We start from the raw sequence: 9,082 nt of genomic DNA on the forward strand, positions 1-9,082 counted from the left end.
CCAGCGGGCTGGGCGGAGGCGGCGGTGGCGGCGCCTGGAAGGTCCGCTTCCGGGGCGCCCCGGCGACCCCAGGCCCGGGCTGGGCCGTGGGCGGCTCGGCGGGCTCGGCTTCCTGGGGCGTCTGCGCCTGGAGGTGGGCCAGCTCCTCGGTGCGCCCCATCAACGACTGGGACCAGGCCTCGTTGTCGGATGACGCCTCCGTGACGGGGCCGCGGGGAAAGGGAGGGGTGTTCACGTGAGGTCGCTTCCTGGGGAGAGGGCTCAGCCGCCAACGACGCGGAACACTTCGCGCAGCGACGTGTCGCCCGTGCGTGCGCGTTCGACGCCCGCGGCCAGCAGGGGCACCATGCCCTCCTGGACCGCGAGCTCCTGGATGCGGGAGCTGGGCACCTTGGCGTTGATGGCGTCGCGGATGCCCTGGGAGACCACGAGCATCTCGTAGATGGCGGTGCGGCCCAGATAGCCGCTGCCCTCGCAGCGCTCACACCCCACGGGGCCGAAGAAGTTCCCGCGCCGGATTCCGGCGGCGTCCAGCCGCACCGCCTCCTCGGGCGTCAGGGGCAGGGGGGCGCGGCAGTGGGGGCAGAGGCTGCGCACCAGGCGCTGCGAGAGGGTGGCGACCGTCGCGGAGGCGAGCAGGAAGGGCTCCACGCCCATGTCGATGAAGCGGTTGAACCCGCCCGCGGCGGAGTTGGCGTGGATGGTGCTGAGCAGCAGGTGGCCGCTGAGCCCCGCCTGGATGGCCGTGCGCGCCGTCTCCGAGTCGCGAATCTCACCCACCATGATGACGTTGGGGTCCTGCCGCAGCACGGCGCGCAGGCCCTGCGCGAAGGTGAAGCCCTGCGCGGCGTTGACCTGCGTCTGCGCGAAGAGGGGGACGTCGAACTCGATGGGGTCTTCGATGGTGGCGATGCGCGTGAGCTCGCCGCGCGACTGCTGGATGTGGCCCAGCGAGGCATACAGCGACGTCGTCTTGCCGCTGCCGGTGGCGCCGGCCACCAGGACGAGGCCCTGCGGCAGCGCGAGCAGCTCCTGGTACTTCGCGAGCAACGCGTCGGGGAAGCCGAGCGCGGGCAGCTGGGGCAGCCGCACGCCGGTGCGGGCGATGCGCAGCGCCACCGCGGGGCCGTGGTTGGTGGGGAGGATGGACACGCGGATGTCCGCGGGCCCGTCGTCCGTGGTCCACGGGAAGTGCCCGTCCTGGGGCTTGTCCAGGTCGTACAGCGCCAGCCTGGCGAGGACCTTGACGCGGTTGATGAGCCGCGAGTGGTGCTCGCGCGGGAAGGAGAGCACCTCCTCCAGCACGCCGTGCAGGCGGAACGCGATGCGCGTGCCCGACTCCAGCGGATGGATGTGGATGTCGCTGGCGCCCAGGCGGATGGCGCCGTCCATCAACTGGCCCATGAAGGCGATGATGTCCGGGTCCGGCTTCGCGGCGATGCGGCGCAGCCGCTGCCCCAGGTCCTTGAGCAGGGTCCTGACGGCGGTGGCCGTGTCGTGGGTGAGCACCTCGAGCGGGGAGATGCTGGGGCCCTTGGGCAGGGGCTTCGGCCGGGGCGCGCGGTGCCGGGCGCGGCGCGCCACCACGCCGGAGGTGTAGCTCAGCCCGAACGCCAGGGCCACGCTGCCCGCGAGCAGCGGCGACAGCACGCCCTGGAGGTAGCTTCCGCCTTCCTGGAGGAGCATGGCGGCGCCCAGCGGCGCGTGCCGGTAGGCCCACAGGCCGACGCCGCCCACCACCACGAGGACCGCCAGGGTCCACAGCAGGCTCGCGATTCGATTCATCAGCGCGTTCATCAGGCGCCGCACGCTACCACCGGGGTCGGCGTGCTCTCAAAAGGACTCGGCGAGTGGGCGGCGGCCCCGGAGGCCAGGACGGGTGGGCGTGTCCTGACCCCCTGGGAACCCCTGTGCGGCTCAGCTCTCGGCTTCTTCCGAGGCCTTGTCGTCCTGCTGCTGGTCACATGCCGGAGCGGCGCCGTCGGACGCCTTCTTGTGGCCCGCGGAGGCCCGCGGGTCGCTCTTCGCGCAGTTGCCGACGCACGAGAGGCCCGCGGTCCCGCACCTGGAGCGCTCGTCGCCATCCATGCAGAGCGTGTTGCACGGCTTCGAGCAGTCGCAGACCTCGTAGCATTGCTGCGCCTGCGCGCCAGGGGCAAAGGTGAGCGCGAACAGGAAGGAGGCACCCGCGAGGAACTTCGTCAGCGTGTTCATGATTGCTCCTGTGAAAGACAGCCAGGTCACGGCCCTTCATGGGCCGCGAATCCAGGTGTACTTGCGCAGGGTGATGAGAGCGTGACGGGGCGGGAGCGGGCTCAGCGCTCCTCGAACATGGCCTGGATGACGCGCCAGGCCAGCTCGACCTCGCGGCCCGAGCGCACGGACAGGAAGTCGCAGATCTCCGCCACGGCGTTGGAGCGCTCGCGTTCGAAGCCCTGGAAGAGCGTCTTCAAGGAGACGTCGAGCCCCTTGGTGAGCTTGCCCAGGGTGTCCAGGGACGGAGAAAACGAACCGCGCTCAATCCGGCGGATGGCGTCCACGGACAGGTCGCTGCGTTCCGCGAGCGCTTCCTGCGTGAGCTCCCGGGACGTCCGGAGCTTGCGCACGTGGTCGCCAAACCGGCGGTGCAACCGCGTCCAGTTCGCGACCCTGTTGTTCCGTTTCTCCATAAGAGGGAGCGGATAATTTGGGGTATCTCGGTCGCATGTGAAGGGAGGATGTTCGGGGCTTGACCTTGCATTTGCGCCGGGCCGTTTCTCCCGCAACTTCCGTTGACTCACGGGCATCCACTCCACCGCGGCCACGAACGCGGAGTGCGGGCTTTGGGGCTGCTCCGCCAGCAGGCGGGGAGCCGTCGGCCGGGAACATGCGCACGCAGGGGCTTTCGTCTACGCTGCCTCCTACATGACGCATTCGGAAGTCGGGCGGAGCGGCCGGCGGACCTGGTTCCCGGTCCTGCTCGGTGGCCTGTTGACCGCCTGTGACATCGGGTCCTCGCCTCGCGCCGCCACACCCCCTGCTTCCGCGCCAGAGGCACCGGTCGCGCGCCCCGTGGAGCCGCCGCCCGCGCCAGAGGTTCGCCGGCAGCGGCCTGTCCGCCCCGAGCGGACCGCCGAGCTCCAGGCCCTGGCCGAGAAGCTGGGCGCGCCCGGGGCGAGCGTGGAAGACCCCTGCGTGGCGCCCCTGGGGAATGGCTGCGCGCGCACGGCGCTGGCGCCCTTCTTCGCCTCGCTGGATGCGCTGGCCTCGGGGACCGCGACCCGCCCCGTGGTCATCGAGGCGTTCGGCAACTCGCTGATTGCCGGGGACCGCATCGTGGACGTCCTGCGCGACGACCTGGTCACGGCGTTCGGAAGCGCGGGTCGGGGCGTGTTGCTGGTGGACCGCATGGCCCCCTACGGCGGGCGAGGCCGCACCAGCGCCAGCAGCAGTGGCTGGCAGCCGCGCACCCTGGGCGAGCTGCGCGCGCCCCCGCACGCCTTCGGCATCACCGGCGTGTATCACCTGGCCACGCGCGCCAAGGCGAGCAGCCGGTTCAAGTTGGACGGCGAACCCCGCGGCACGCTGTGGTGGCTGGACGTGCCAGGCGCGGGCGCGCTCAGCATCTCCAGCGGCGGCGAGGTGCTCGCGCGGACCGAGCCCACGGGGAGCGGCGCGTCGCGCGCCACCCACTTCGAGCTGCCCGAGGACGCACAGACGCTGGACGTGGTGGCCGAGCGGCAGGGCGCGGTGGTGCAGGGCGTGGTGTTGCAGCACGCGCGGCCCGGCATCGTCCTGGACACGCTGGGCGTGCCTTCGTCGGATGCGAGCCTCTATGCGCGCATGGACGGCGCCACGCTCACGTCCCAGCTCGCGGAGCGCGCGCCCCGGCTGCTCGTCTTCTTCCTGGGGGGCAACGAGTCCAAGCGCATCGAATGGAAGCGCCTGGACATGGAGAAGCTGCGCGCGGACCTGCGGACGCTGCTCCGCCGCGCCCGGGAGGCGGCGCCCGGCAGCGCGTGCCTGCTGGTGGGGCCCATGGACGCGGTGAAGGGGCCCGGCGCGAAGGCCCAGGCGCTGTCGCAGCGTCCCTCGCTGGAGGCGGTCAACGCCGCCGAGCGGGAGGTCGCGCTCGCCGAAGGGTGCGCCTTCTTCGACTTCTACGCCGCCATGGGCGGAGCGGGCGCGCTCGCGCGCTTCCACGCGTCCGGCTACATGCATGACGACCTGGTGCACCCGCGCGGCGCGGGCCTGGACGTGCTGGGGCACCTGGTCACCGACGCGCTGCTGCGCGCCTACGTGGAGACGCCGCCGCCCGCGCGCGGTGTCGCGGCGTTGATGCCCATGCCGCCGGGGGCGGGCGCCGCGCCCGCCGGGGCGTCCGAGCCCACCGCGGAGGCCACGCCATGAGACTCGCGTTCGTACGGTATGGCGCCGCGGTGCTCCTGGGGCTCGCGGGGCCCGTGTCATTGGCGGCGCCTCGGGCCGCGCTGGAGCCCGTGTGCGAGGCCGTCAGCGCCGACGCCGAGCAGTCCCCTCGGGCCTTCTCCGACGACGTGCGCGGCGCCCTGGACGCGGTCGTCCGGGCCGAGCTGTCGCGGGGGGCTGTCGCGGGGCTGTCGGTGGGCGTGAGCCGCGGCGCGGAGCGCTGGGTGTGCGCCTATGGCTACCGTGACGTGGGCCGCAAGCTGCCCGCGACGCCGCGCACCACGTACCGCATGGCGTCCGTCACCAAGTCCTTCACGGCGGTGGCGGTGCTGCAACTGGTGGAGCAGGGGAAGCTGAGTCTGGACGCGGACATCTCCACCCTGGTGCCGAACTATCCGGCCAGGCAGTGGCCCGTCACGGTGCGCGACCTGCTGGGCCACGTGAGCGGCGTGCCGACCTATGACGGGGTGGCGTCCACCCGCAACACGAAGGCGATGAGCACCCAGGCGGCCATCGCCGTCTTCGCGGGCAAGCCGCTCGCCTTCGAGCCGCGCACCCGCTACCTGTACACGACGTGGGGCTACAACCTGCTGGGCGCGGCGGTGGAGACGGCCTCCGGCCAGTCCTATCGCGACTACCTGCGCGAGCACATCTTCAAGCCCGCGGGCATGCCGAACGCGGACCTGGACATCACCGCCACGCGGGACGCGCACCAGGCCAAGGGCTACCGCGTCCAGGGCACGGCGCTGAAGCCGTCGCGCTTCCTCGACGTGTCCAGCCGCTTCGCCGGCGGTGGCACCCGCGCCACCGTGGGGGACATGCTGGGCTTCGGCCGCGCCGTGCTGGCGCACACCCTGGTGTCGCGCGAGACGATGGGCCGCATGCAGACGTCCATGGCCACCACCGACGGACGCCTCACTGACTACGGCATGGGCTTCGCGACGTATCCGCTGCGCGGCCACTACGTGGTGGCCCACGCGGGCGGTCAGCCCGAGACGACCACGATGCTGATGATGCTCCCCGCCGAGGACACGGTGATTGCCCTGGCCTCCAACGTGGAGGGCGAGGCGCGGCGCATGCGCCGGCTGTCCATCCGGTTGATGGAGCAGGTGCTGGAAGAGGGCGACACCCGCCGCGAGGCCTACGTCGCGGACCCGGTGGACGCGGTGGTGCACGAAGGGCTCACCCGCGTCGCCAGCTATGGGCTGGCCTATCACCAGTGGGCCACGCGCGGCCCGGGCGTGCTGCCGGAGGAGACGGACCTGCCCGGCGCCTTCGCCCAGGTGTCCGCGATGCTGAACCGGAAGGAGGTTGGCCGGGACACCCGCGCGGCGCTGGAGCGCGTCCGAAGCGGGCACGACCCACGCTCGCGCGCCCTGTTCATCCGCGTGGGCGCGCACATGGCCCGCACGTTGGAGAAGGTCCACGGCGCGGAGCGGCTGAAGGCCTACACGCTCGAAGGCCCGCTGGCGTTCTTCGAGGACTACCTGGCCGCGGGTGACGCGAAGCAGGTGCCCGAAGCGGAGCGCATCGGCGAGCCGCTGCGCGCGGACGTGCTCCGCCTGGCCGCGAGCTGGGAGCGCGCGCGGCTGCCCGCGCTTCAACGCCTGCGGCTGGACGAGGAGAAGAACCCGGAGGCGCACTGGGCCGCGCTGCGCGAGTCCGTGGCCGCGTCGCCGGGGTTTCATCCGGATTACTCGGATGAGCTGCTGCGCATCGCGGAGGGCTTCGCCTGGCGCAGGCAGCCCGCGGCGCGGCGGCGCTGGCTGGAGCGGGCGGTGGAGCTGCAGCCCCGGGGCCTGGATGCGCGCTGGGCCCTGGCCGAGGCGCTGCTCGCGGCGAACCCGGAGGAGTCCGTGCTGCCGCAGCTGCGCGAGGCCGTGGCCACGCCGCAGGGCGTCCTGGCGCTCGCGCCCCGGAGCTTCCTGAAGCGCCTCTTCACCGCGGAGTCCACCGCGGTGGCGGCGGGCCTGCTGCGCGCGGGCGTGGCGCTGCACCCGGAGGCGCCGGAGCTCTGGGAGGCGTTGGCGAAGCGGGAGCAGCGCCTGGGCCGGAAGGCGGCGGCCACCAGGGCCCTGCGTGAGGCGAAGCGGGCGCGCGAGGCGCCGAAGCCCGTGGTGGCCCCGGCACCCGACGTCCCCGAGGCTCCGGGCGCCAGCGGCCCCGTGCCGGATGACCACGGGCTGGTGCCCGCGGGGAAGTGAGCGTCACCGCTGGAGCGCAGGCCTCCGGCGGAGCGGGCTCACTTCGTCGGACGCGGCGTCACCTTGCCAAACAGGGTGCAGGTCGTCGCGATGGGCTTGCCCTTGTAGTGGGCGGGCTTGAAGCGCCACTGCTTGACGAGCTCGCGGTTCTTCGCGTCCAGGCTCAGTGCAGGCTTGAGCATCAGACAGCCCGTGACCTTCCCGTTGAGCTTGAAGGTGCACGTGAGCATGTAGGTGGTCTCGTCCTCGTCGAGGTGAGCGAGCCGCGCAGGGTCGAACTGGAGGTCCTCTCCGCTGATTCGCTCGGGGCGCATCGGCGGGTGGCCGCAGGGGATGGGCGTGCCGCGGTCCAGGTTCTTCTCGAAGGCCTCCATGTCGCGCTGGATTTCGGCTTCGAGCGCCTTCGGGTCCTGCGCCGCGGGCTCGGCGGCCAGGGCGGGCGAGGACAGCAGGAGGAGGGAGACGAGGCCGGGCAGGTGCATGCGCTTTCCCTTAAGGCGCCGTTGGGGGCGCGAAAGCGTGATTCCGACAGCAGGGGCGTCCCGGCGCGCACCCATGCGAGGATGGGGGCACGTATGCGCATCCCGTGTCCCCGTTGTCAGTCCTTTGTCGTCCCAGGCGCGCAGAGCTGCGCGTGGTGCGGCGCGTCTCTGCTGCAGGAGGCCACGCCAGGCTCCGCCGACCCCGTGTGTGCCGTCCACCCGGAGCTGCGCAGCCTGCATGCGTGTGGCCGGTGCGGCAGCTTCGCGTGCGCGCGGTGCCTGCGGAAGGGGGCGCGAGACGAGCCCCTGTGCGCCGCGTGTCATGACCGCGTGCCCGCGGATGCCCTGCCGTGGGACCGGCGCGATGAGCTGGGGACGCCGCGGGCGTACTGGCAGACGTGTGTGGCGGTGATGCTGCGCCCCACGGCCACCTTCGAGCGCGCGCGGCCGGTGGGTTCGGTGGGCAGCTCCCTGGGGTTCGCGGCGCTGTCCAACCTGGCCGCCTCCTTCACCACTGCGCTTGTCTACCTGGCCATCCTCCTCGCCATCCCGTCGGCGATGACGGAGGGCGACAACGTCTCCGCTCACGGGCTCCGGCTGGTCGGGCTTGGGGTGTTCGGGGCGATGATGGTGATGGCGCCCGTCATGGGCATGCTCGTCGCGCTCATCAACGCCGCGCTGGACCACGTCGTGTTCCGGATGGACGGCACCGGTCAGCCCTTCGAGGTCACCCTGCGCGCCAATGCCCTGTCGATGTCGCCCTACCTGATGGGCCTGATTCCCTTCTGTGGCATGTATGGCGCACCCCTATGGGCCCTGGGGCTGCGCATCTTCGCGTACCGGAGCATGCACCGCACGACCTGGGGCACCGCGGTGCTGGGGGCCCTGGCGGTGCCGCTGCTCTCCTGCGGCCTGCTCTTCGCAGGCTACGCGGTGGTGGCGGTGGTGGGCGCGGCCACCGGCTTCGGCAAGTAGCGCGGGGCGCTACGGCGCCGTCACCGCGGTGGTGGGCGCCGCCGCGGTGACGGTCCGCTGCTGGGGCCAGAAGCGCGCGCCGTGGACGTTCTCCAGCGCGGCGATGCGCTTCTTCGTCTTCGCGTCGTAGACGCGGGCGGCCTGCTCGGCGGAGACCAGCAGCAGGCGTCCGCGCATCCGCAGCGCCACGGCCGACGTGGGCGCGAGCGCCAGTTGCTCAGGCTCCACCAGCCGGTCGTTCACCTCCCAGCGCAGCGGGAGCATGAGCGTGGGCAACTCGCCCGCGGCTTCCCAGGCATAGAGCGGACCCTGGTGCGTCTCCATGGAGACCCAGATTCCGTAGGCCGTGTGGCCCCGGTCCTTCACCACCGCGTCCAGCCGGGCCGCGTCTTTGTTGCCTTCTTCCAGCGCCGACTCGGAGAGCCGGTCCGCGTCCTGGCTGAAGGTGGAGGACGTCAGCCGGCTGGCCGTGGTCAGGGCTTCCGTGCCCAGGGCGCCGTCCATCTCGTACAGCGTGGCCACCGTCTCCAGGTGCTTCCACTGGCCGGCCTCGTGGCGGTACGCGTGCGCCAGGCCCGGGCTGCCGTCCGCCTCGGGGAGGAAGAAGCGCTTGCCGTCGAAGAGGAAGTACTCACGGCCGCTGTCCATCTTCCGCGGCAGGTCCTCCAGGTGTGACACCAGCGCGACGACGTGACCCGCTTCGTCGAAGCCCAGCGTGTCGGTGTGGCCGAGCTCGGGCAGCAGCAGCCGGGTGCTCTGGCCGGACTCGAAGTCCACCTGCCAGGCGCGCGGGGGCAGCTCGCCGTTGCCCCGGTCCACCACCAGGCCCTGCCGGCCACGCGGCCCCCAGGCCAGCTTGAGCCGCTCACACCCCGCGTCCACGGTGGCGAGCGGCTTGCGTGTGCCCGCCGACTCATGGCGAATCCAGGTACAGCCCGAGGGCGACGCGGCTTCGAGGAAGGACAGCGTGTAGCCAGGCGCGGGCCTGGTGGGCGGGGTGGCGGGAGCCTCGGG

General features: G+C 72.4%; 8 protein-coding genes and 1 pseudogene. 3 read left to right on the forward strand and 6 right to left on the reverse strand.

Features of this window, described 5'->3' with window-relative positions; translation table 11 throughout:
• From HV824_RS32945 to HV824_RS32960, 4 genes and pseudogenes are all read right to left on the reverse strand, one after another.
• A pseudogene (locus HV824_RS32945) lies at positions 1-235 on the reverse strand (hypothetical protein); the annotation flags it as partial.
• 26 nt (positions 236-261) lie between these two features.
• A complete protein-coding gene (locus HV824_RS32950) occupies positions 262-1,785 on the reverse strand; it encodes a GspE/PulE family protein (protein ID WP_255208530.1) in 1,524 nt (507 codons plus the stop codon).
• Between the two features lie 132 nt (positions 1,786-1,917).
• Positions 1,918-2,214: a hypothetical protein gene (locus HV824_RS32955; protein ID WP_176421379.1), complete on the reverse strand. Its 297-nt coding sequence runs from the start codon at positions 2,212-2,214 to the stop codon at positions 1,918-1,920.
• A gap of 101 nt (positions 2,215-2,315) precedes the next feature.
• Positions 2,316-2,606, reverse strand: a complete 291-nt coding sequence (locus HV824_RS32960) for a helix-turn-helix domain-containing protein (protein ID WP_368671062.1) — start codon at positions 2,604-2,606, stop codon at positions 2,316-2,318.
• 298 nt (positions 2,607-2,904) lie between these two features.
• Between HV824_RS32960 and HV824_RS32965 the strand changes: the two genes are divergently transcribed.
• Together HV824_RS32965 and HV824_RS32970 are read left to right on the forward strand one after the other, a co-directional pair.
• Positions 2,905-4,389 carry a GDSL-type esterase/lipase family protein gene (locus HV824_RS32965; protein ID WP_176425028.1) on the forward strand — a complete coding sequence of 495 codons (1,485 nt, stop codon included), beginning with the start codon at positions 2,905-2,907 and terminating at the stop codon, positions 4,387-4,389.
• Positions 4,386-6,611 carry a serine hydrolase domain-containing protein gene (locus HV824_RS32970; RefSeq protein ID WP_176425029.1) on the forward strand — a complete coding sequence of 742 codons (2,226 nt, stop codon included), beginning with the start codon at positions 4,386-4,388 and terminating at the stop codon, positions 6,609-6,611. The genes HV824_RS32965 and HV824_RS32970 overlap by 4 nt, the downstream gene beginning before the upstream one ends.
• A 38-nt stretch (positions 6,612-6,649) precedes the next feature.
• On the opposite strand, the gene HV824_RS32975 is transcribed toward HV824_RS32970, so the two are convergent.
• A complete protein-coding gene (locus HV824_RS32975; RefSeq protein ID WP_176425030.1) occupies positions 6,650-7,093 on the reverse strand; it encodes a hypothetical protein in 444 nt (147 codons plus the stop codon).
• Positions 7,094-7,186: 93 nt separating this feature from the next.
• Between HV824_RS32975 and HV824_RS32980 the strand changes: the two genes are divergently transcribed.
• Positions 7,187-8,068, forward strand: a complete 882-nt coding sequence (locus tag HV824_RS32980) for a YIP1 family protein (RefSeq protein WP_176425031.1) — start codon at positions 7,187-7,189, stop codon at positions 8,066-8,068.
• Positions 8,069-8,077: 9 nt separating this feature from the next.
• On the opposite strand, the gene HV824_RS32985 is transcribed toward HV824_RS32980, so the two are convergent.
• Positions 8,078-9,082, reverse strand: a 1,005-nt coding sequence (locus HV824_RS32985) for a hypothetical protein (protein WP_176425032.1), incomplete at its 5' end; no start/stop codon positions are given.

Origin of the sequence: Myxococcus sp. AM009, from assembly GCF_013372605.1 — a bacterium.
Lineage (GTDB): Bacteria > Myxococcota > Myxococcia > Myxococcales > Myxococcaceae > Myxococcus > Myxococcus vastator.